Genomic DNA, 21,180 nt, shown 5'->3' on the forward strand with positions numbered 1-21,180 from the left:
CCACCGTCCGTCGTCCGTCGGCTTGGGTTCGGGCCCACCCGCTCCCACACCGAGCCCGAACCCGTTTCTGTTCGTGTCACCCCGGAGAGCGACGGCTCCGGCCGGCGGCCGTCGGAGTGAAGCGCAAGGACGAAACCCCCGGCCGACGAACCCGCGGTCGAATGTTCCCCCGCGAGTACCGCGGCGTCGCCTTCGTCGTCGGGCTGTTCGTGACCGTCCAAGTGGGCGCGCTGGCGCTGGTCCCCGAGTTCGCCGCGAGCGGGTATCAGGCCGTCGAGAACCCCGACAACCCCGCCAACAGCGTTCTGTACGTCGTCGCCATCGTCGCGATGACCGGGCTGATGCTGGCGGCGTTCCGGTACGACTTCGACGGCGCGATCCGCCTGGTCATCGTCGGCGTGTCGGCGTATCTCTCGTGGTACGTCTTCTCCGCGCTCGTCCCGCCGCTCGCCGCCGCCGTCCCCGCGGTCGCGGTCGCGGTCGGCCTGCTCGTCCACCCCGAGTGGTACGTGATCGACACCGCCGGGGTGTTGATGGGCGCGGGCGCGGCCGGGTTGTTCGGCATCTCGTTCGGTCTCCTGCCCGCGCTGATCCTGCTCGCCGTCCTCGCCGTCTACGACGCGGTCTCCGTCTACGGCACCGAGCACATGCTGTCGCTCGCGGAGGGCGTGATGGACCTGAACATCCCCGTCGTGCTGGTGATCCCGCTGTCGCTGTCGTACTCGCTGCTCGACGGGGAGTCCGCCAGCGACGAGGCCGCGGGAGTCGGCGCGGACGCGAACGCTGACGCGGAGATGGAAGCCGACGCGAACGCGGAAACCGCCGCCGACGCGGTCGACGCCGGAGGCGAGGAGCTCGACTCCCCCGAGCCCGGCGACCGCGACGCCTTCTTCATCGGCCTCGGCGACGCCGTCATCCCGACGGTGCTGATCGCGAGCGCCGCGACGTTCTCGCCGGCCGCGGACCTCGCGGTCCCGTTGCTCGGCGTCAACCTCCCCGCGCTGCTCGCGATGGTCGGGACCCTCGGCGGGCTGCTCGTGCTCATGCGGTGGGTGATCCGGGGCCGGGCGCACGCGGGGCTCCCGCTGTTGAACGGCGGCGCGATCGGCGGCTACCTGATCGGTTCGGTCGTCGCCGGCGTCCCGCTCCTCGAAGCGCTGGGGCTCGCGGCGTTCTTCTGAGTCGATTCGGGCGCACCGGTTCGATCGTTCACTGAGTTCGCCGAGGGCTCGGTTTCCCCGCGGTACGGCGACTTTGCTCATGAATACCGATACGGACACCACCGAAGCCCCAGCCGCGAGGACTCGCGCGACTCGCTGTGCTCCTCAGTCGCTCGTCACACTCGCTCCTTGCGGTGCTTGCGTCGTCGTGCTTCGTCCTCGCGGCTGCCCCTTCGAGCCCCGCCCCGCCCCACACCGCACAGCCCAGCACCTCACACCTCCCCAACCTCGCGGTTCGCGCTCTCCGAGCGCTCACCGCGTCCCTCGCGCGTGCGCCTCGCGGCCGCCGGAAGCGGCCGCTCGCCGGCACGCGCCGTGGTAAAAAACGCGTCAGTCGTCGTCCGCGGGGTTCCCGTCGCGCGTCTTCACCGCGACGCCGGAGCCGAGCGCCTCGGCCTCCGCGCCGGAGAGTTCGGCGCGCCCCACGCCGAATACCTCGTCCGACTCGTCGACCACCAACACCTCGTCGCCGGGGCGGATCCCGTCGTCGGCCGCGGTGACGAACTTCGCGAACGCGTTGCGCCCCTCGCGCACGAACGGTTCGCTCTCCTCGCCGACGACCACCCGATGTCGGGGGGCCGCGAACGCCTCGTGGACCCGTCGACCGCCCGCGAGGCCGAGCGTGAACCGGCCGTCGGTGCCGTACGAGACGAGGCGGTCGCCCTCGCTGCTTCCGGGAGTGTCGTCGACGTTGCCGTCGATCACCTGTCGCGGCCGGCCGCCGCTCGACCGGCGCACCGTGAGCGGGTCGTCCGGGGGGAACAGGGCCGCACCCGCGCCGGCACCGAACTGGTAGTCGGCGGCGGTCCGCAGGTCCGCGAGCGTCTCGGCGTCGGTCATACCCGCGGTTCCGACCGCGCGGGGAAAGCGATTGCGACACCGACCGGAGTCAGCCGATCGACGGGTACGCCGCGTCGATCCCGTCGCCGTCGACGCGCCAGCGATCGGCGACCGCCCGGTACGCGGCCGGGTCCGCCGCCGACTCGGCCGCGATCGGTTCCGGGGGGGACTCGCGCAGCGCCGCGGCGAGCGCGTCGCGATCGGTCCCAGCGGCCGCGTCGGACGCCTCGGCGAGCAGGTCGGCGATCCGGTCGGCCGCGGAGACGATCGCCCGCGCGCTCTCGATCCGGTGGCCCAGATCGAGGGCCGCGCGCAGGCCGTCGGCCGCCGCGACGGCGTCGCCGCGCTCCGCTTCCGCGGCTCCCAGCGCCGCGAGCGCCTCCGCCTCGACGTGCGTGAACCCGCCCGCCCGCGCGGCGTCGACCGCGGACCGCAGGGCCGTCGCCGCGTCGTCGCCGTCGCCGCGGGCGAGCGCCAACCGCCCCCGGACGCGGTCCAACGCCGCCAGCATCTTGTGCCCCGCGTGGTCGTCGAGCAGCGACGCGGTCCGTTCCAGTCGCCGCTCGGCCGCGGCCAGGTCGCCGCGATCGATCGCCACCTCGGCCTGGATCGCCGCGACCATCGCGCACCGGGCGTCGGCGTCGAGCGCGTCGAGGCGGTCGGCCGCGCTCGCGAGGAACCGCTCCGCCCGGTCGAGGTCGCCGGCGAGGTGCGCCGCGCTGCCGAGGTGGCTCAGGGCGAACGCCTCGTACATCTCCGACCCCACGCGCTCGGCGACCGCCCGCGCCTCGGACGCGCGGGCGACCGCCTCTCCGACGGCACCGCGCTGCTCGGCGAACGCCGCGAGGTTCAACAGCGAGATCGCCTCCCGGTGTTCGTCCCCGACCGTCCGGTAGCCGTCGAGCGCGCGGCTCGCCGTCCGGGTGGCGGCGTCGAGGTCGCCGCGCCGGCGCAGCGCGACCGCGAGGTTCGTCCGGACGTTCGCCTCCCCGTGGGTGTCGTCGTGCGCCCGAAACAGGTCGCCGGCGACGCGGTAGTGGGCGAGCACCGCGTCCGTCGCGTCGAGCGCGTCGAGGGCGTTCCCGACGTCCATCAGCGCCTTCGCCATCGCGATGGGGTCGTCGAGCGCCGCGGCGATGGCGTACGCCCGCGAGGCCGCCTCGTAGGCGACCTCGTAGTCGCCGTCGAAGTGGGCCGCCTGCGCCCGCCCCCGGACCGCCGCCGCGAGGCCGCCGCGGTCGCCCGCGGCCCCGAACAGCTCCTCGGCCCGCTCGTACCGCTCGCGCGCCGCGTCGTACTCCCCGCGCCGCCGCGCGACGTCGCCGTAGCCCCGCTGTCGCTCGGCCGCTCCCGCCTCGTCGACCGGCCGCCACGCGTCCAGCGCCGCCGTCGCGCCGGCGAGGTCGCCGGCGTCGACGTACATCCGAACCACCCACTCGGGCGGGCGGTCGCGCAGGTCGGCCGGGCACGCGTCCGGGAGGTCGATCCAGGCGTAGCGGACCCGGCCGTACAGCCCCGCGAGCCGAGGGTAGCGTCGGCCGACCCCGTACACCGCTCGGACCGTCTCGGCCGCCCACGCGCTCGGGTCGCGCTCGATCCGGTCGACCGTGGCCGCGTCCCCGCCGACGGCTCTCCGGACGCGGGCGCGCCTCGCGGGGTCGTCCGCGAGCGCGAGCACCCGCGAGACCGCCCGCCCGACGCACCTCGCGACGACCGGCTCCGACTCCCGCTCCAAGAGCCGCTCGAGGAACAGGACCGACCACTCGTCGTGGACGGTCCGGTACTCCCCGTCACCCGACCCGACGAGCGCCGTTCCGACGAGTCGGTCGAGCGCGCGGCGCACCGCGTCGACGCTCGGCGAGGGGTCGTCGGTTCCCGCCGCCCCGCCCCCTTCCAGACCGTCGACGAGCGTGTACGCCAGCGTCCGGACGTCGCTCACCCCGGCGACGTTGAGGAGGTTTACCAACACCGCGACGCTCACGGTGGGCGGCGGGCGGTTCCGGAGTTCTCGGACCGCCTCCCCGACCGCCGTCTCCAGTCCGGACCGGGGGCCCGCGTCGCCCGCGCGAGCCGCGTCCGCCGCTGCGGCGTCTCGGTCCGCCGCCGCGTCCCGGTCCGCCGCCGCTCCGTTGTCGGGGTCCTCGGCCGCCCCGTCGAGGCCGTCGGTCCGGTCGTCGGCCGCGCGGACGAGCCGGTGAACGAGGGCGAGGAGCTCGCCGACGCGCTCGTCGTCGGCGCGCCGCACGTCAGCGAGCAGCGCCGCGGGATCGGCCGCCGGGGCGGACCCGGTACGGTCGGCGACGTGGCGGACGAACCGCTCCACCTCGCGCTCGTCGAGCCGCGGCATCCGGACGGTCTCGATCGACCGCCGGTAGCGGAGGTCCGCGGGCGAGAGCGGGAGCCCGTCGGGGTCGTCGTACGGCTCCTCGCGCGCGTCGAACAGGAACGTCACGTCGTCGCGATCGGCCAGTTCGCGGGCGACCGCGACCGCCTCCGCGGCCCCCGGGTCGACGACGTCCTCGACGACCACGAGGTGGTGGCCGGCCCCCTCGACGACGCGCTCCCGCAGGCGTTCCGTCGCGGTGAACGCCTCGCCGCCGTCGCCCCGTCGGTACGTCACCGGGCCGCGTCCCGACCGGAACCACTCGACTGCGACGCTCCGACAGACGGTGCTCTTCCCGCTCCCCGGCGGTCCGACCAGCACGTGGTCGGTCCCCGCCGCGAGCCCGTCGACGAGCAGTCCGGCGATCGAGCGCCGCTCGCCGTCTCGCACCGCGGTCCTGTCGAGGACGTGTCCCGCGTCGACCTCGGGGAACGACGCCGTGGCGCGCAGCGGTCCGTACGGGTCCGGATCGCCCGCGAGGCGTTCCTCGTCGACCGCGTGGAACCCCTGTGCCGAGAGCGCGCCGCGGCCGCCGCCCGACCCGACCCGGCTGAAGAGCCCGCCGGCGTCGCTCCGTCCCCTCGGCTCCGCGCCGCCGTCCCGGCTCGCCCCGTCTGCCGCGTCCGCGGCGTCACCGCCGGACGCCCCGCCCGAGTCGCCGCTCTCGGGTCGCTCACTCCCCGAATCGACCGTTTCGGTGTCGTTGATCGCCGCGAACGCCTCGCCGGTCTCGCGCCCGCGGTCCACCAGTTCGCCGACCGTCGCCTCGGCCCACGCGACCGCCTCCGGGTCGGTCGACGCCGCCGCGCCGTGGAGCGTGCCGTCGTCGTCGAAGGTGAGAAGCAGCGCGGTGTCGTCGGCCGCGACCACCCCCGCGTCGACGGCGTCGACCGCGGCGATCCGGCAGTCGTCCCGCCGCGCGACGGCCCCGAGGTCGCCCGCGAAGCGCTCGGTCGCGTGTCGGTACGCCCGCTCCGCCAGCGCGAGGTCGACGCTCCCGCCGCCGGCGGCCGCGCGCCGGAGCCGGTCGGCGACACGCGGGTAGGGGAACCCCGGCAGCGCGGCGGCGACCGCGTCCGCGTCGGCGAGCGCCTCGTCGAGGACCTCCAGCGGTCGGTACGGGTCCGGGGCTGCGGCCCGGTACGTCTCCGCGCCGCGGAGGATCGCCGGAGAGACGTCGACGTCCGCGCCGAGGGGGTCGAGCACGTCGCCCGCGGCCGCGAGGTCGTCGGCGGCCGTCAGGAACTCGCGGTAGCTGTTCGCGAGCAGCCGACCGGAGAGCGTCGTCCGGTAGCCGTCCGTCTCGCCGGCGACCAGGCCGGCCGCTTCCAGTTCGTCTATCGCGCGGTTCACCGTCGACCGGGAGTGTCCGAGCGCGTCGACGAGTTCGTGCTTGCGGAGCGGCTCCGCGGCGAGCCGTTCGAGGAAGTCGAGGCGGCATTCGACGACGCCCACGAGTTCCGACGGCTCGGTCATACGTCCGCCTACACCGCACCCACCGACATAACTGTTTCTTCGATGACGACTCATCCCGCGTGGTGGCACAGTGTGTCACCGGGTGAGAATAAGTCGGACACCGTCGCAGTGGGCCTCATGAACGGGGACCCCACCGGCGAGAGCGACGAGCCGGGTTCCGCGGACGGGCTCGGCGGGGCGGCGACGAACGGGTGCGACGAACCCAACGCGGTCGGCTCCGAGGGGACGCCGCCGGCGGACGGGCGGCGCGGAGCGAGCGGCGCCGACCTCGCGGGTCGCGCGTCGCGCGCTGTCTCGGCGGCGCGGACGGCGACGGACGAACTGGCGACGTGGAGCCCCGACGACGCGGCTTCGCTCGTGCGGTCGGTCGGCGAGCGGCTGGCCGACAGGGAGACGGTCAGCCGCCTCGCGCGGTCGGCGGCCAACGAGACGGGACGCGGCCACCCGGGAACGAAGGCGGAAAAGGTCGCGACGGCGCTCGACGCCGCCCGCCGGTCGCTCCGCGACGCGCCAACCGCCGGCGTGGTCGACCGCGACGGCGCGGCCGGCACGGTGACCGTCGCCGGGCCGATCGGGGTCGTCGGCGCGGCGGTCCCCGCGACGCACCCGGTCGTGGTCCCCGCGGTCCTCTCGCTGTACGGGCTCGCGGCCCGGAACGCGGTCGTCTTCGCGCCGTCGCCGTCGGCGGTCGAGACGTGCGACGTGGTCGTCGAGACCGTCCGCCGCGCGCTCGCCGACGCCGGTGCGCCCGCGGACGCGGTGTCGATGCTGCCGGCCCCGGCCTCGAAGCCCGCGACGGACGCGCTGTTCGAGCGGGCCGACTTCGTGGTCGCCGCCGGCTCCGAGGCGACGGTCGCCGCGGGGCAGCGCTGCGGGACGCCGAACGTCGCCGCCGGCGCCGACGGCGTCGTCGCCGTCGCGGACGGGTCGGCCCCCGCCGAGGCCGTGGCGACGCGGGTCGCCGTCGGGGCGACCTACGACTTCGGTGCCCACCCCGCGGGCGACGCCGCGGTCGTCACGGTGTCGCCCGCGGTCGATCCGCTGTGCGCCGCGCTCGAAGCGGAGGGCGGATACGTCATGGACGCGGACGAGAGCGACCGCCTCCGCGCGCTTCTGGACGACAGCGACGACGAGACGGACCCGCGCGGGAACTCGCCGCGGTGGTTCGCGTCGGCGCTCGACCTCCCGAGCGCGGCCCGCGACGCCGCCTTCCTCGTCGCCGCTCCCGACTCCGCCGCCGACCCGCTCGCGACGCTGCCCGGGATCCCCGCGGTGGCGGTTCACGGCCGCGACGGGTTCGACGCCGCAACCGCGCTCGCGGCCGAACTCGGGTCGCCCCACGCCGCGGCGGTCCACACCACGCAGCAGCGCCGCGCACGCCGGGTCGCGGAGCGGCTCGCGCCGGGTCGTCTCGTCGTCAACCAGCCCGGCATCGCGGCGGTCGGCAGGCCGACGAACGGGTTCGAGGCGGCCCCCGTGCTGGGCGGCGGCACGGCGGAGGGGAGCCAACTGTGCGGGGGACTCACGCCGGACTACTTCGCCCGGACCGCGACCGTCGCGGCGACGAGCACCGCGGACCGGGCGCCGCACCGCAACGGCGCGGGCGACACGCTTCGCGGCCCCTGAGTCGGACCGGCGTCGGTGTGCCGCGAGCGTCGGTGGGCTGCGCGACGCTCGGAGAGACCGATCCTCAGAGCTCGATCCGGTCGACGATCGGGCCGTTCCCGTCCGTCCCGTCGCTGTGGGTGTTGATCGCGACGGTCCGGACCCGGTCTTCGAGGAGGGACCCGTCGATCTTCGCCTTCAGCAGCGAGTCCACTTGGTAGACGCCGGCGGCGTTGTTCATCCGGATCACGACCTGAACCGGCGTCTCGTCGCCCTGCCGCAGCGAGACGCGCTCGATCGCCTGCGAGGAGACGGTGTTGATCCCGCGGCCGCCCTCCTCGTAGGGGACCCGCGAGCGACCGCGCTCCATGTCGAGGCCGTCGGCGATCCGGACGACGCCCGCCTCCAGCGTCAGCGGCTGCTCCTCGGTGTGGTGACAGAGGATCGCGTGGAGCACCTCGGCCTTCACGCGGACGCGGTCCGCCACGCCGTAGAAGGAGGGGAGGAGGTCGTCTAAGAGGTCCGCCGCCAGCGGGATCGAGTAGTACGGGTGGTCGTGGCGGTGGACGACGTGGCCGATGTCGTGGAGCGTCGCCGCCAGCGCGACGATCACCGGCTCGTCGGCCTCGTCGAGCCCCTGCTGGCGCGCGCCGTTGAACTCGACGCCGCCGGACTTGAGTAGGTCGTACAGCCGGAGGGCGCGGTCGCGGACGATCTCGACGTGTTTGGCCCCGTGGTCGTTGTACCCCTTCCTGGCGACCGGGTTGACGTTCTGCGCCTCGAGATAGGCGACGATCTCCTCGTCCGACGTGAGCCGCGCGAGGACCTCGTTGAGCCGTTCGTCCGGGAACGCGTGCGCGGCGTCCGGATCGTACTCGTGGCGGTCCGCGTCGGTGTCGTCGACGACTTCGTCGCGCGCGGCGGGCGCGCCGCTCGCGGTCGGGTCGGGGGCGTCGTCGGCAGGGTCGCTCATGCGTCTCACAGAGTCGCCCGGTCGGCATAAATGTGCGAGGCGCGGGGTCCGGGCGTCCGGTGCGCGACGGCTCTCCGCCGGGAGCGGGACGCGTCGACCGCCCTCGCGGCAGTTTCGACCCGAGACACAACGTATAAGCGCGCGACCGTTCCATGTGTCGGTGTGACCCGACCCGCGTTCGCCTGCGGTCAGCCGTCCGCGCCAGCGACGCGGCTCTTCTCGAAAAAACGCGCGTGATCCGTCCGCCGGCGGGAGTGGCGACCCCGTCCCGGACGACCCCCGACTCGCGGCGCTCCGGCCGCGCGGGCGTCTCGCCTCGCGACCGGATCCCGCGACCGTCTCGTCTCACGACCGACGCCGCTCGCGATCGACACAGCACCCACCCACACTGAACCCATGACGGACACGACGACAACCACGCCGTACGCGACGACCGACCGAGAACCGACCGACGCGCCCTTCGAGGGCGTCTACCCGGCGATGACGACTCCATTCACCGACGACGACGCCGTCGACCACGACCAGCTCGCGGCGAACGCCCGCTACCTCGAGCGCGCGGGCGTCGACGGCGTCGTCCCCGTCGGTTCGACCGGCGAGTCGGCGACGATGAGCCACGACGAACACGTCGCGGTGATCGAGACGGTCCGCGACGCGCTCGACGACATCCCCGTGATCGCGGGGACCGGCTCGAACAACACCGCCGAGGCGCTCTCGCTGTCGCGGCGCGCGGCCGACGCGGGCGCCGACGGCCTCCTGCTCATCTCGCCGTACTACAACAAGCCCGAGCCGCAGGGGTTCCTCGACCACTACCGGACCGTCGCCGACGCGGTCGACCTCCCGCAGATCGTCTACAACGTCCCGAGCCGCACCGGCGAGTCGATCCCGGCGGACGTGACGGTCGAACTCGCCGAGCATCCGAACATCCGGGGGTACAAGGCTGCCTCCGGCGACCTCAACCTGATCAGCGAGGTCGTCGAACGGACTCGCGACGAGGCGTTCGCGGTGCTGTCGGGCGACGACGGGCTCACGCTCCCCGTCCTCTCTATCGGGGGGACGGGCACGATCAGCGTGGTCGCCAACGTCGAGCCCGAGCGCACCTGCGCGATGGTCGGCGCGGCGCTCTCCGGAGACTACGACCGGGCGCGGACGCTCCACCACGAACTGTCGCCGCTCGTCCGCGAGCTGTTCGCCGAGACGAACCCCATCCCGGTGAAGGAGGCGATGCACATTCGCGGACGCGGCGGCCCCCGCGTCCGCTCGCCGCTATCGCGGCTCTCCGCGGACCGCCGCGAGTCGCTCCGCGAGCTGCTGGCCGCGTACGACGGGCACGCGCCGGGCGCGCTCGACCCGACGGTCGCCGACCCCGCGGCGACGGGGGACGCGGAATGACCGACTCGGTCGATCCGACCGCCGCCGACCTCAGGATCGCCGTCACGGGTGCCGGCGGCCGCATGGGCCGCGAGGTGATCGAGGCCGCCGCCGACCGCGAGGGTGTCGCGGTCGCGGTCGCCGTCAACCGGACCGAGACCGATCCGGTGGCTGGCGTCGCGGTCGAGGACGCCGACCGCCTCGACGAACTGCTCGCGAGCGTGGCGCCGGACGTCCTCGTCGACTTCACCGGCCCCGACTCGGCGGTCGCGTACGCCGGGGCCTGCGCCGACGCCGGCGTCCCGCTCGTGACGGGTACGACCGGGTTCGCGGACGCCCAGATCGACGCCCTCCGCGCCGCGAGCGACGCGGTGCCGGTCCTCAAGGCGTCGAACTTCGCGCGCGGCGTGGCCGCGCTCCGCCGGGCGGTCCGCGAGGCCGCCGCGGCGCTGCCCGGCTACGACGTCGAACTGACCGAGACGCACCACAACGCGAAGCGCGACGCCCCCTCCGGCACCGCGAAGTCGATCCTCGACGACGTGGCGGGCGTCCGCCACGACCTCGACGAGCGCGTCCACGGCCGCGAGGGCGACGCGCCGCGCCGGTCCGGAGAGATTGGCGTCCACGCCCGCCGCGCGGGCGACGTGACCGGTGAACACGAGGTCCTGCTGGCCGGCAACCGCGAGACCCTCGAACTCACGCACCGCGCCGGCGACCGCGGGGTGTTCGCCGAGGGGGCGCTCGACGCGGCCGCGTGGCTCGCCGACCGCGACCCGGGCTGGTACGGGTTCGGCGACGTGTTGGACGCCGGAGGGACCGATGAATAACTCCCGAACATGCGAGTATCGACGAGTAAATACCGACACTCATCTATACACCATCCAATGAGTCTCGAAGCCGACGTCGCCGATCTGTGGAATCGCTATCAGGACGGACTGACCGCCGCGGACGCGACCGACGCGGACGCGGCCGTCGTCGACGAGTTCCTCGCCGCCCTGGAGGCGGGCGAGGTCCGCGCCGCCGAGAAGACCGGCGACGACGTGACCTCGTGGGAGGCCAACGAGTGGGTCAAGCGGGGCATCCTGCTCAACTTCGGGCTGCGCGAGACGGCGCCGCGCGAGTACGGCGGCGTCACCTACCACGACGTGCTCCCGCTGCGCGACACCGACGACCTCGCGGAGCGCGGCACCCGCAACACGCCGGACGGCACCGTCATCCGGCGCGGCGCGTACCTCGGGAGCGACTGTATCATGATGAGCCCCTCGTTCGTCAACATGGGCGCGTACGTCGGCGACGGCACGCTCGTCGACTCCTGTGACACCGTCGGCTCCTGCGCCCAGCTGGGCGAGAACGTTAAGCTCGGCGCGAACACGCTGATCGGCGGCGTCCTCGAACCCGTCGAGGACGCGCCGGTGGTGATCGAGGACGGCGTCTCGCTGGGCGCGGGCTGTCGGGTCACGAGCGGGTTCCGCGTCGGCGAGAACTCGATCGTCGGCGAGAACACCCTGCTCACGCCGCGGATCCCGGTCTACGACCTCGTCGAGGAGGAGGTCGTCTACGGTCACCTCCCGGCCGAGCGCCGCGCGTTCACCCGGATGGTCGAGTCGTCGGTGGGCGACCACGACCTCTTCGAGGGCGGCGCGTACAAGCCCGCGGTCGTGGCGACGCACGTCGAGGAGGAGACGCTGGAGGCGACCCGGCGGGAGGACGCGCTCCGCGAATGAGCGACCCCGACGCGGCGGCCGGAGCGACCGACGGCGGGACCGGCGGCGACCCCCCGGTCCGTCGCGTGAGCGACTGGGACGGCGAGCGCCTCCGCGGGCTGGCCGACGCTCACGAGACGCCCCTGTACGTCCAGGACCTCGACCGGGTCCGCGAGAACTGCGAGCGCCTGCTCGGGGCGTTCCCCGACGCAGACGTGCGGTACGCGGTCAAGGCACATACGGGCCAAGCGGTCTTGGAGGCCGTCCGCGACGCCGGCCTCGACGCGGAGTGCGCCTCGGCGGGCGAGGTCGACCGCGCGCTCGCGGCCGGCTTCGACGGCTCGCGGCTCCACTACACGGCGGTCAATCCGCCCGCCCGCGACCTCGACTACGTCGTCGGCGTCGCGGCGGCCGACCCGGACCTCACCGTCACCGTCGGCGCGGTCGACACCTTGGACCGGCTGGCCGAGCGCGGCTACGACGGTCGCGTGTGCGTCCGAGTGAACCCCGGCGTCGGCGCGGGCCACCACGAGAAGGTCACCACCGGCGGGGCCGCGAAGTTCGGGATCCCCTACGACCGCGCCGCGACGGCGGCACGGGACGCGGCCGAGCGCTTCGACGTGGTCGGGGTCCACGCCCACGCGGGCTCCGGGATCGACCCGGACCAGCTCGACAGCCATCGCGAACTGGTCGCGCGAATGGGCGAGTTGGCGCGCGATCTGACCGACCCGGACGGCGAGGGCGTCGCCCCGCTCGACCTCGAATACGTCGACGTCGGCGGCGGGTTCGGCGTCCCCTACCGGGAGGACGCCCCGGCGCTCGACCTGCCGGCCGTCGCCGACGCCACCCGGGAGGCGGTCGCGCCGCTCCCCGAGGGCGTCGACCTCGCGGTCGAACCCGGCCGCTACGTCGTCGCGGACGCGGGCGTCCTCCTGACGCAAGTGAACACGGTGAAGCCGACGCCGGACGAGACGGTCGTCGGCGTCGACGCGGGGATGACGGACCTCCTTCGTCCGTCGATGTACGACGCGTACCACCCGATCCGGAACCTCGGCGGGGCCGAGGGGGAGCCGTCGGCCGGCGAGCGGGAGGCAACCCCTGTCACGGTCGCCGGACCTATCTGTGAGACCGGCGATACCCTCGGCAGGGACCGCGCGCTCGCCGCGCCGGCCCGCGGGGACCTCCTCGCGGTCGGCGTCGCGGGCGCGTACGGATACGAGATGGCGAGCCAATACAACTCACGACCGCGACCCGCGGAGGTCGCGATCGACGACGGAACCGCGACGACGACCCGACGCCGAGAGACGCTCGGGGACCTGACGACGGTCGAACGCGAGGCGGCGCGGCAGGGGGCCGAGCGATGAACACCCACGCCGTCCCGGTGGAGAAGTACCACGGCACGGGCAACGACTTCCTCGTCGTCGACGCGGCCGCCGAGAGCGTCGGGGACCGCGCGGCGTTCTCGCGGGCGCACTGCGACCGCGAGACGGGCGTCGACGGCCGCGACTTCGACGCGGACGAGCGCGGCGCGCGCTCGGACCGGCGCGGCGCGGACGGCGTCCTCTTCCTCAGCGTCGCGGAGCGGTTCGACCCGACCCGCGTCGTGATGACGCTGGTCCAGCCGGACGGCTCCACCGCGACGATGTGCGGCAACGGCGCCCGGGTCGTCGCGCGGTGGGCCCACGACCGGACCGGCGACCGCGAGTTCATGATCGACACGCAGGCCGGCACCCGCCGCGCCACCGTGTCCGCGGACGCGGCCGCGGCCACCATCGAGATGGGCGTCCCGACGTTCGACCCCCGCCGCGTCCCGGTCGCTCGCGAGGACCCCGAGGCGGGCGAACCCCTGATCGACGAACCGGTCGAAGGGCTGACCGTCACCGCCGTCAACACCGGCGTCCCGCACGCGGTCGCGTTTATCGACGGCGGCCGCGACGACCCCGACGGGGTCGACGGCGCCGACCTCGACGCGGTCGCGCCCCCGGTCCGGCACGCCGACGCCTTCCCCGAGGGCGCGAACGTGAACCTCGCGGCGGTCGTCGACGACGGGCGCGGCGGCGGCCCCGCGGTCCTCGACCAGCGCACCTTCGAGCGCGGCGTCGAGGGGGAGACGCGCTCCTGCGGCACCGGCGCGGTCGCGGTCGTCGCGGCCGCCCGGCGACTCGGACTGATCGACGGCGAGGCCGCGGTGAGCCGTCCCCCGGGCGGCGAACTGGAGATCACCGTACCCGACGCGGGCCACGCCACCTTGACCGGCCCCGTCGCCCACGAGTTCTCGGGGACGCTCCCCGCCGACCCGCGATGAGCGCCGGCAGCGACGCCGACTCGGGTCGCGGCTCCGACTTCGACCCGGTCTCGTTCCTCGAAGACGCGGTTCGGATCCCCTCTCACGAGTCGGTCGACGGGGTCCGCGAGTTCGTCGTCGAGACGCTCGACCGACGCGGGGCCGACCCGGCGGTCGTCGCGGACGGCTGCGTCCTCGCGGAGAAGCGCTCCCCGGCCCCCGAGGCCGGCCCGCACCTCGTGTTGAACACGCACCTCGACACGGTGACGCCGCACGTCCCGTTCGAGCGCGGCGAGGCGACCGCGGACGAGCGCGGCGGACCCGAGTCGGACGCCGCCGGTGAGGCGGTGATCCGCGGTCGCGGTTCCTGCGACGCGAAGGGGCCGCTGGCGGCGCTCCTCGCGGGCTTCTTCGTCGCCGACCCCGACCGGGGACGGATCACGCTCGCGCTCACGCCCGACGAGGAGGCGCTGTCGCTCGGCGCGGCGGCGCTGACCGGACGGCTTCCGGGGACCAACGACCGCCTCGACGGCGACCTGTTCGTCGTCGGCGAGCCGACGGGCCTCGACGTCTGTACCGCCGCGAAGGGGCGGTTCCAAGCGACCGTCGAGCTGTCCGGGACCGCCGCGCACGCCGCGGAGTTCGCGGGCGCGAACGCGGTCGCCGCCGCGGAGGACGCGCTCGCCGCGATTCGGACGTTCGACGCGGCCGCGGCCGACCACCCGCAGCTGGGGGCTCCGAAGCTCACGCCGACCGTCATCGGAGGCGGCGCGGCGACGAACCAGGTGCCGGCGGACTGCGAGATCACGGTCGATCGGCGGAGCGTGCCGCCTGAGACCGCGGAAGCGTTCCGGGAGTCGCTCGCGGACGCGGTGCGGGAATCGCTCGCCCCCGACCGCGGCGTCGACGCCGCGGTCGCGCTCACCGACCGCGAGTCGCCGTTCCTAGAGGCGTTCGCGACGGAGCCGGACCACGAACTCGTCCGGGCGGTCGCCGACGCGGCGCGTGACGCGACCGACGCGGCGGCCCTCCCGACCGGCCGGGGCGGCGACGTCCGACCGTTCGGCGCGGCGACCGAGGCCTCGTACTTCGCGCCGGCCCCGACGGTCGTGTTCGGGCCGGGCGACCTCGCCGACGAGTCGGGCGCGGTCGCGCACGCCGAGCGGGAGTACGTCCGGGTGCGCGAGGTCGAGGCGGCCGCGGCGACCGTCGAGTGCGCGGTGGCGGCGCTACTCGAGTAGCCCTCCGAGCGCTGTGCCGCCGCTTCCGCTTACAGCAGGAACTTCTCTTCCTCCTCGGCGAGGTCGACGAAGTCGTCGGCCGCCTCGATCAGCTCGTCGGCGGCCGAGTTGCCGAACCCCATCGCCTCCACGCGGACGCCCTCGTGGCGGAGGTGCGAACAGAGCCGGGCGAAGTCCCCGTCGCCGGTACAGAGGACGACGGTGTCGACGTGGCTCGCCAGCGAGACCGCGTCGAGGCTCATCCCGAGGTCCCAGTCGGCCTTCTTCGAACCGTCGGCGAACGTCTTGATCTCCTTGATCTTCGTCTCGAAGCCGATGTCGCGGAGCGCCTCGAAGAAGCTCTCCTCCTCGGGCGAGTCGGCGCGGATCACGTACGCGATGGCGCGGACGAGCGACCGGTCCGCAACGGCCCCGTCGAGGAGCCCGGAGTAGTCGATGTTTCGGGAGTAGACGCTCTGTGCCGAGTGGTACAGGTTCTGCGAGTCCGCCAGCACCGCGACGCGCTGGTCCGGGTGAATGTCGGTCATACCCCCCTCTTCAGCGCCCGCCGTTAGGGGCTTTGGGATCCGCGCGACGGGTCGCACGGGATCGCGGTGACCACCATGGTTTATCCCGGACGCCGCTGACCGTGGCGCATGGACGAAAAGCGGTTCGTCGTCGCCCTCTTCGGCCTCGCGGTCGCGGTCGTCGCCGGCTACGTGGCCTATCGGTTCGTCGCCCCGCTCACGATCGCCGTCTTCCTCTACTACTCGACGCGGCGGTTCTACCAGCGGCTCGAACGCTTCCGGCTGCCGACTCGGGTCCGCGCGGTGGTGTCGCTGTCCGTCATCGGCCTCCCGCTCATCGGCCTCGTCAGCTACACCCTCGTGTTGCTCGTCTTGGAGGCGCGGCGGTTCATCGACACGTACCCGGTGGCCGACACCATCGGCGCGGAGAACTCGGTGATCGGCGACCTCGCGGAGCTGTCGAACCCGACGACGGACGAACTGCTCGCGGCGTACCAGTCCGGACAGTTCGATCCCCTCATCGACCTCGTCTCCGAACAGGCGTCCCTGCTCGCGAGCACCCTCTCGGGGCTCGCCCTGAACCTCCTCATCACCGTCGTCGTCACCTACTACCTGCTGATCGACGGCTCCCGGTTCCACGAGTGGCTCCTCACGTTCGACGACGACGCCGTCGTCCGCGAGTACCTCGAGACCGCCGACGACGAACTGGAGGCGGTGTTGTACGGGAACCTGCTCAACGTCATCGCCATCTCGATCATCGCGGTGGTCACCTACCTCGGGTACAACGCGGTCGCCCCCGCCGCGGTCGAGATCCCCTACCCGACGCTCGCCGGCGCGCTCACCGGCGTCGCGAGCCTGATCCCGGTGATCGGGATGAAGATCGTCTACATTCCGATCGCGGCCGCGATATCGATACCGCTCGCGCTCGACGGCGACGTCTCGCTGCTCGTGTACGTCGCCGGGTTCCTCGCCGTCGCGGCCGTGGTCGTCGACACCATCCCCGACATCGTCCTCCGGCCGTACTTCAGCGGCGACACGACGCACGTCGGCCTGCTCATGCTCGCGTACATCTTCGGGCCGGTCGTCTTCGGCTTCCACGGGCTGTTCCTCGCGCCGATCGTCCTCGTGCTGGCGCTGACGTTCGCGAACACGGCGCTGTTGCGCCTGCTCGGCGTGGAACCCGACCCGGGTCCGGAGATACCCGAGCGACAGCGCCGCATCGACGAGTTCTGAGTCGGCTCCTCGTTCGCCGCGCCGCCTCCTCTCCCCCCGTCCGCGACACCGCGCACCCGACGCTCGTTCGCGGCGAGCCGAAGTCATATATCCCCGCTCGCCGACCGGGCCACGTATGCGACTACACGTGATCGGTCTCGGCGGGGCCGGCGGGCGCGTCGCCGACCGGCTCGCCGCCGCACACGGCTCCGACCCGTTCCTCGCGGGCGTCAACGCCTTCGACACCGACATGGACGCGCTCGGGGCGCTGGACGCGCTCGGCGAGGAGCGGCGGTACCGGTTCGGCGACGCCGCGGGCGGGGACGGGCTCGACGGCGACCTCCACGCGGGACGCCGCCTCGGCGACGCCCACGCCAGCGAACTCGGCAGGGCGATGGACGACCAGCAACCCTCCCTCGCGGAGGCGTTCCTGATCGCTGTCGGCCTCGGCGGCGCGGCCGGCGCGGGCGCGGCCCCGGCGCTCGCCGAGGAGCTCTCGCGGCTCTACGACGCCCCCGTCTACGCCTTCGGGTTCCTCCCCGTCCCGAGCGAGACGGAAGCGCCGGGCGACGACGGGCCGGCCGGCGGGACCCGGGAGCGCGAGTCGCCCCGGACTCCACACCGCCCGCTCGCCGAGCGGAACGCCGCGCGGACCCTCGACGCGCTCTCGGACCGCTGCGCGGCGGTCTTCCCGTTCGACAACGCGGCGTGGCTCCGCCCGAGCGAGACGCTCGGCGGGGCTCGCGACCGGCTCAACGGGGCCGCGGTCGAGCGGGTCGCGGCGCTGTTCGGTGCCGGCGAGACGCCGGAGGGGACCGAGACGCCACAGCAGGTGCTCGACGCGAGCGACGTCGCACGCGCGGTGGGGAGCGACGGCGAGATCGCGGCGATCGGCCACGCGACGCAGGCGGTGGAGTCGCCCGACTCGGGGTCGCGCTTCGGGCTCGGGCTGTTCGGCTCCGGCGAGCCGGCCGAGGTGGACACGAGCGCCGCGGTGTCGGCCATCGAGACGGTCATCCGCAAGGCGACCCGCGGGAAGAACACCGTCGAGGTCCCCGACGGGCGCGCCGACCGGACGCTGCTCGTCGTCGGGGGGCCGCCCGCGTGGCTCAACCGGGAGGCGATCGCCGACGGGCGGCGCTGGCTGGCCGAGGAGACCGAGTCGGACGCCATCCTGAGCGGCGACGCGCCGGTCCACGACGGCGACGCCGTCTCCGCGGTCGTGATCCGGTCGGGGCTCGACGAGCCGGAGCGGGTCCGCGAGCTGCGCGAGACGATCGAGTGACCCCGGTCGGTCGGACCCGGCCCGCGGCTCGGGGGGTGACCCGAACCGATTAACCCCGTGGCGCGCCGAGTGATCCCGTGACGACGCAGGCCGAACTCGGGATCGACGTCGACGTGCGGGACGCCGCGGCCGTCGCGGAGCGCCGGGACGAGCTCGTGGCCGCCGTCCGCGACCACGCCGGACGGATCGCCTACCAGCTCGCGCGGCTTCAGGGGGGCGACTACGGCCGGGAGACCCTCTCGACGCCGGGCGGCGAGTGGACGGTGAAACACGAGGCGGGCGAGCTGGAGTTCCTGCTGTTCTCGCCGAAGTCGGGCTCGGACACGTACGTGATATCGACGAAGCAGCCGCCGGAGCCGGCCGCGCTGGCGACCGCGCTCGACGACTACGCGGCGTTCGTGGCGGCGTGGAACGACCACGTCGACTCCCTGTCCGGCGTCCTCGACGGCGTGAGCGCCGAGTTCCCCGACCCGGCGACGACCGACGGCGTGGTGGCCGAGCGCGACCGCGTCCTCGACGCGATCCGCGACGCCTGCGCGGTGATCGCCGGGGAGGTGTACCGCTACGAGAGCGACGACTACGGGACGTTCACGGCGCGCGTCGGCGGCGACCGGTGGGAGCTGAAGTACGACGAGGGGGCCGTCTCGTACCTCCGAGTCGGCGGCTCGGGCGGGCTCTACCTCCTCTCGCAGTACGAAGCCCCCTCCGCGGCCGATGTCCGGGAGTACGCCGACCGGTTCCGCGAGTTCGTCGCGGCGTACAACGAGTTCGTCGACGAGTTGGAGGCCGACCTCGAACGCGTCTCCCTCTGAGCCGGCGGTCGCGTCTCCCGTCCGCTCGCCCGACTCACCGGTCCGTCCCGTCCGCGGCGCGCAGGAGGTCTCCGAGGCGGACCGGATACCGGCGCGAGACCACCGCCGCGTACACCGCGGCCGAGACCGCGACGCTCACGCCCACGGAGGCCCCGAACTCGGCGAGCGAAAGCGACCCGAGGACGGGCGCGCCGAGCGTCCAGCCGACGCCGACGACGCCCGCCGCGGCCGCGAGCGCGCCGGCGACCGCCCGGGCGACGGCCCGCGAATCGACCTCGAGGTCGAGGAACCGTTGTCGCTCGGCCGCGACGACCGCCTCGACGGTCGACGCGTCGCGGTCGAACTCGATCGCCCCTGCCTCGGCCATCACCGGACAGTGGTGTTGATACAGCGACGCGTACACGCTCTTTCGCTCCTCGCTCCCGGCGGCCGCCGGGTCGACGCCCCGCTCGCGCGCCGCGACCCGACGGGACGCGTCCGCGAGGTCGACGGGGCCGTCGCTGCGGTGGAGCAGCGCCCACAGGAGCCGACGACGACGGTTCCCGAGGATCTCGAGTAGCGTCTCTCGGTCGGCGACCCGATCGCCTCTCGGCGAGTCGGGCCGCCCGCGCCGAGCGCCGCCGTCGGCGCGAAACCGGGACCGCTCGCCCTCGCCTCGACCGCGTCTCGCGTCTATTGGTAACATATTGCTCTCTACGGCGAGGCCCGTCGTATGTATTGGCCGATATGATCGCGAACATGAGGCATTGCCGCGGCCGCGTGTCGGCGCTCCGGCCGGAAGCGGGGACCGCGTTCGTCGCGCCGCCGGCGCTCGGCGGTCGGTTCCGAAACCGGCGGACCGAACCGGATCGCGCGCCGTCGAAACGACTTGTTACCGCTGACGCCGCGCCGGTAATCCGTCGTAGCAATCGGTTAATAACTACTTATACCGGGCGACTTGGTGCCGCCCGTCCCTCCCCCCGCGACGTTCGGACGCCTCCGACGGGTCGGTCCGTTCGAACCGGCGTGGGACGTTTCCCCATGTCACGAACACGCTCGACGCCGATAGCGGTCGTCATCGTCTCGGTACTGGTCGTCTCCGCGGTCGCCGGCGCGCCGGCGGCCGTCGCGCAGGACGGGCCCCCGCCGACGCCCGCCGCCTACTTCGGGGACGTCACCATCGACGGGGAGCCCGCCCCGGAGGGCGTCGAGGTCACCGCCTACGTCGACGGCGAACTACGCGGGAGCCTCACGACCACGCAGACGGGCTCGTACAGCGGACCCTCGGCGTTCGACCAGAAGCTCGTCGCCTAGGGGACGAGCGCCGACGCGGGCGCGACGGTGGAGTTCCGCGTCAACGGCGAGGTCGCCGCGACCGACGAGGCGATCGAGTGGGAGCCGGGAGAGGTCCGCCGGGTCGACCTCTCGGTCGGCGACGGGTCGGACGGTGGCGACGGCTCAGGCGGGTCGGGCGGCGGAGACGGATCGGACGGCGGCGACGGTTCCGACGGCAGCGGCGACGGTTCCGACGGCAGCGGCGGCTCGGACGGCGGCGACGGTTCCGGCGGCTCCGGTGGCTCTGACGGCAGCGACGGGGACGACGGCGGCTCCGGCGCCACCGGCGGGGGCGCGGTCGCCCCGTCGCCGACCGGCGACACCGTCGAGACGACCGCGGCGTCGGTCGAGATGGCGAACGGCACGGCGACCGTCTCCGCGGGCAGCGTCGGGGCCGGCGAGGTCGTCGAGGCCGACCTCCCAGACGAAGCGTCGACGTCGAACGCGACGCTCGCGGGGCTCTCCGTCTCTCCCTCGTCCGAGATCCTCTCCTTCGGCACCGACGTGACGGCGATGGAGCCCTCCGCGATGCCCGACGACGTGCGCGACCACGAGGACGCGGAGGTGGTGTCGGTCTTCGAGATCGACCCGACGACCTTCGACTCCGGCGACGTCGACGCCGCGGAGATCCGCTTCGAGACGGAGATGTCGGCGTTCTCGGACGCCGACTCGCCCGAGGACGTCTCGCTGTACCGCTACGTCGACGACCGGTGGCGCGAACTCCCCACGACGTACGAGGGCGACGGGGCCTACGTCGCCGAGACCCCCGGCTTCTCGTACTTCGCCGTCGGCGGCCCGCAGTCCGACGTGTCCGTCGCGGAGGCGTCGCTCGGCGCCGCGGAGGTGGCTCCCGACGCCGAGACCGAGGTGGCCGTCCGCCTGCGAAACGAGGGCGACGCCGAGGGGTCGACGAACGTCGGGCTGCGGATCGACGGCGAACTCGTCGCCGACAGGACGG

The 21,180-nt window shown here is 74.0% G+C and carries 18 protein-coding genes; 13 read left to right on the plus strand and 5 right to left on the minus strand.

The window, feature by feature from the left end; translation table 11 throughout:
* Window positions 1-161 precede the first annotated feature (161 nt).
* A complete protein-coding gene (locus C464_RS07255) occupies window positions 162-1,181 on the plus strand; it encodes a presenilin family intramembrane aspartyl protease PSH (protein WP_006112985.1) in 1,020 nt (339 codons plus the stop codon).
* A gap of 369 nt (window positions 1,182-1,550) precedes the next feature.
* On the opposite strand, the gene C464_RS07260 is transcribed toward C464_RS07255, so the two are convergent.
* Window positions 1,551-2,060, minus strand: coding sequence for a PUA domain-containing protein (locus tag C464_RS07260; RefSeq protein WP_006112986.1), 510 nt, complete (start codon window positions 2,058-2,060; stop codon window positions 1,551-1,553).
* A 49-nt stretch (window positions 2,061-2,109) separates the two neighbouring features.
* Window positions 2,110-5,919: a transcriptional regulator FilR1 domain-containing protein gene (locus tag C464_RS07265; protein WP_006112987.1), complete on the minus strand. Its 3,810-nt coding sequence runs from the start codon at window positions 5,917-5,919 to the stop codon at window positions 2,110-2,112.
* A gap of 117 nt (window positions 5,920-6,036) precedes the next feature.
* Between C464_RS07265 and C464_RS07270 the strand changes: the two genes are divergently transcribed.
* The gene (locus tag C464_RS07270; RefSeq protein WP_006112988.1) at window positions 6,037-7,545 is read left to right on the plus strand and encodes an aldehyde dehydrogenase family protein; all 1,509 of its coding nucleotides are present in this window, start codon (window positions 6,037-6,039) and stop codon (window positions 7,543-7,545) included.
* Between the two features lie 64 nt (window positions 7,546-7,609).
* Here C464_RS07270 and C464_RS07275 read toward each other — a convergent pair whose 3' ends face one another.
* Window positions 7,610-8,497 (minus strand): HD domain-containing protein, encoded by an 888-nt coding sequence (locus C464_RS07275; protein WP_006112989.1) that lies wholly within the window; start codon window positions 8,495-8,497, stop codon window positions 7,610-7,612.
* A gap of 396 nt (window positions 8,498-8,893) precedes the next feature.
* Between C464_RS07275 and dapA the strand changes: the two genes are divergently transcribed.
* The 6 genes from dapA to C464_RS07305 are packed head-to-tail and all read left to right on the plus strand — an operon-like array spanning window position 8,894 to window position 15,093.
* Window positions 8,894-9,886 carry a 4-hydroxy-tetrahydrodipicolinate synthase gene (gene dapA / locus C464_RS07280; RefSeq protein WP_006112990.1) on the plus strand — a complete coding sequence of 331 codons (993 nt, stop codon included), beginning with the start codon at window positions 8,894-8,896 and terminating at the stop codon, window positions 9,884-9,886.
* Window positions 9,883-10,692 (plus strand): 4-hydroxy-tetrahydrodipicolinate reductase, encoded by an 810-nt coding sequence (gene dapB / locus C464_RS07285; RefSeq protein WP_006112991.1) that lies wholly within the window; start codon window positions 9,883-9,885, stop codon window positions 10,690-10,692. The genes dapA and dapB overlap by 4 nt, the downstream gene beginning before the upstream one ends.
* Before the next feature lie 57 nt (window positions 10,693-10,749).
* Window positions 10,750-11,589 (plus strand): 2,3,4,5-tetrahydropyridine-2,6-dicarboxylate N-succinyltransferase, encoded by an 840-nt coding sequence (locus C464_RS07290; protein ID WP_006112992.1) that lies wholly within the window; start codon window positions 10,750-10,752, stop codon window positions 11,587-11,589.
* On the plus strand, window positions 11,586-12,932 hold the full coding sequence (gene lysA, locus C464_RS07295; protein WP_006112993.1) for a diaminopimelate decarboxylase: 1,347 nt from the start codon (window positions 11,586-11,588) through the stop codon (window positions 12,930-12,932). The genes C464_RS07290 and lysA overlap by 4 nt, the downstream gene beginning before the upstream one ends.
* Window positions 12,929-13,873: a diaminopimelate epimerase gene (gene dapF, locus C464_RS07300; protein WP_006112994.1), complete on the plus strand. Its 945-nt coding sequence runs from the start codon at window positions 12,929-12,931 to the stop codon at window positions 13,871-13,873. Before lysA ends, dapF begins: the two co-directional genes overlap by 4 nt.
* Window positions 13,870-15,093, plus strand: coding sequence for a M20/M25/M40 family metallo-hydrolase (locus C464_RS07305; RefSeq protein ID WP_006112995.1), 1,224 nt, complete (start codon window positions 13,870-13,872; stop codon window positions 15,091-15,093). The genes dapF and C464_RS07305 overlap by 4 nt, the downstream gene beginning before the upstream one ends.
* Window positions 15,094-15,122: 29 nt before the next feature.
* Here the strand turns inward: C464_RS07305 and C464_RS07310 are convergent, their stop codons facing one another.
* On the minus strand, window positions 15,123-15,620 hold the full coding sequence (locus C464_RS07310) for a LabA-like NYN domain-containing protein (RefSeq protein WP_006112996.1): 498 nt from the start codon (window positions 15,618-15,620) through the stop codon (window positions 15,123-15,125).
* A 108-nt stretch (window positions 15,621-15,728) separates the two neighbouring features.
* Between C464_RS07310 and C464_RS07315 the strand changes: the two genes are divergently transcribed.
* The 3 genes from C464_RS07315 to C464_RS07325 all read left to right on the plus strand — a co-directional run bounded on the left by C464_RS07315 (window position 15,729) and on the right by C464_RS07325 (window position 18,908).
* On the plus strand, window positions 15,729-16,832 hold the full coding sequence (locus C464_RS07315) for an AI-2E family transporter (RefSeq protein WP_006112997.1): 1,104 nt from the start codon (window positions 15,729-15,731) through the stop codon (window positions 16,830-16,832).
* A gap of 115 nt (window positions 16,833-16,947) precedes the next feature.
* Window positions 16,948-18,096: an FtsZ/tubulin family protein gene (locus tag C464_RS07320; RefSeq protein WP_006112998.1), complete on the plus strand. Its 1,149-nt coding sequence runs from the start codon at window positions 16,948-16,950 to the stop codon at window positions 18,094-18,096.
* A gap of 77 nt (window positions 18,097-18,173) precedes the next feature.
* Complete coding sequence (locus C464_RS07325) at window positions 18,174-18,908, plus strand: hypothetical protein (protein WP_006112999.1); 735 nt, start codon at window positions 18,174-18,176, stop codon at window positions 18,906-18,908.
* A 34-nt stretch (window positions 18,909-18,942) separates the two neighbouring features.
* Here the strand turns inward: C464_RS07325 and C464_RS07330 are convergent, their stop codons facing one another.
* Complete coding sequence (locus C464_RS07330) at window positions 18,943-19,593, minus strand: DUF7344 domain-containing protein (protein ID WP_006113000.1); 651 nt, start codon at window positions 19,591-19,593, stop codon at window positions 18,943-18,945.
* Window positions 19,594-19,928: 335 nt separating this feature from the next.
* Between C464_RS07330 and C464_RS19605 the strand changes: the two genes are divergently transcribed.
* Window positions 19,929-20,201 carry a hypothetical protein gene (locus C464_RS19605; RefSeq protein WP_006113001.1) on the plus strand — a complete coding sequence of 91 codons (273 nt, stop codon included), beginning with the start codon at window positions 19,929-19,931 and terminating at the stop codon, window positions 20,199-20,201.
* 27 nt (window positions 20,202-20,228) lie between these two features.
* The coding region (locus C464_RS07335) for a PGF-pre-PGF domain-containing protein (protein ID WP_006113002.1) at window positions 20,229-21,180 on the plus strand (952 nt) is incomplete at its 3' end.

This window comes from Halorubrum coriense DSM 10284, assembly GCF_000337035.1.
GTDB classification, from domain to species: Archaea; Halobacteriota; Halobacteria; order Halobacteriales; family Haloferacaceae; genus Halorubrum; species Halorubrum coriense.

Bases quoted from the DNA above. Each gene is read 5' to 3' on its own strand.
- C464_RS07255 (WP_006112985.1), top strand. From the start codon at position 162: ATGTTCCCCCGCGAGTACCGCGGCGTCGCCTTCGTCGTCGGGCTGTTC.
- C464_RS07260 (WP_006112986.1), bottom strand. From the start codon at position 2,060: ATGACCGACGCCGAGACGCTCGCGGACCTGCGGACCGCCGCCGACTAC.
- C464_RS07265 (WP_006112987.1), bottom strand. From the start codon at position 5,919: ATGACCGAGCCGTCGGAACTCGTGGGCGTCGTCGAATGCCGCCTCGAC.
- C464_RS07270 (WP_006112988.1), top strand. From the start codon at position 6,037: ATGAACGGGGACCCCACCGGCGAGAGCGACGAGCCGGGTTCCGCGGAC.
- C464_RS07275 (WP_006112989.1), bottom strand. From the start codon at position 8,497: ATGAGCGACCCTGCCGACGACGCCCCCGACCCGACCGCGAGCGGCGCG.
- dapA (WP_006112990.1), top strand. From the start codon at position 8,894: ATGACGGACACGACGACAACCACGCCGTACGCGACGACCGACCGAGAA.
- dapB (WP_006112991.1), top strand. From the start codon at position 9,883: ATGACCGACTCGGTCGATCCGACCGCCGCCGACCTCAGGATCGCCGTC.
- C464_RS07290 (WP_006112992.1), top strand. From the start codon at position 10,750: ATGAGTCTCGAAGCCGACGTCGCCGATCTGTGGAATCGCTATCAGGAC.
- lysA (WP_006112993.1), top strand. From the start codon at position 11,586: ATGAGCGACCCCGACGCGGCGGCCGGAGCGACCGACGGCGGGACCGGC.
- dapF (WP_006112994.1), top strand. From the start codon at position 12,929: ATGAACACCCACGCCGTCCCGGTGGAGAAGTACCACGGCACGGGCAAC.
- C464_RS07305 (WP_006112995.1), top strand. From the start codon at position 13,870: ATGAGCGCCGGCAGCGACGCCGACTCGGGTCGCGGCTCCGACTTCGAC.
- C464_RS07310 (WP_006112996.1), bottom strand. From the start codon at position 15,620: ATGACCGACATTCACCCGGACCAGCGCGTCGCGGTGCTGGCGGACTCG.
- C464_RS07315 (WP_006112997.1), top strand. From the start codon at position 15,729: ATGGACGAAAAGCGGTTCGTCGTCGCCCTCTTCGGCCTCGCGGTCGCG.
- C464_RS07320 (WP_006112998.1), top strand. From the start codon at position 16,948: ATGCGACTACACGTGATCGGTCTCGGCGGGGCCGGCGGGCGCGTCGCC.
- C464_RS07330 (WP_006113000.1), bottom strand. From the start codon at position 19,593: ATGTTACCAATAGACGCGAGACGCGGTCGAGGCGAGGGCGAGCGGTCC.
- C464_RS19605 (WP_006113001.1), top strand. From the start codon at position 19,929: ATGTCACGAACACGCTCGACGCCGATAGCGGTCGTCATCGTCTCGGTA.